The organism is Paraburkholderia sp. SIMBA_030 (assembly GCF_046535245.1).
Taxonomy (GTDB): Bacteria; Pseudomonadota; Gammaproteobacteria; order Burkholderiales; family Burkholderiaceae; genus Paraburkholderia.
This window is the reverse complement of record NZ_JAWRXB010001502.1, coordinates 1-241: the sequence shown is the minus strand read 5'-3', so window position 1 is coordinate 241 and position 241 is coordinate 1. Positions and strand designations below refer to the sequence as shown.

General features: G+C 36.9%; 1 pseudogene. It reads left to right on the top strand.

Annotated features, from left to right (window positions below):
* Positions 1-51 precede the first annotated feature (51 nt).
* Positions 52-241, top strand: a pseudogene (locus SB772_RS45045) (hypothetical protein); the annotation flags it as partial.

The window sequence follows — 241 nt, the reverse complement described above, 5'->3', positions numbered from 1 at the left end:
CATTTATTAAACATCGTCATTGGTTCTATTTTGAATAAAAGGATATCACTCATGCAAAATTCCTATAGTCATAGTTTATCTACCAATAAGCAGCTTACCCAAAAAAGCGTGAATCGCTGTTTTAATGGTGAGCAGCATTATTATAGTCACGAGTCGACATCTACCAAAACCTCTATGACGTTTAGTATTTATTTACCTGATGAAGCCTTGGCTGGACGACGTTGTCCTGCGATATTGTACC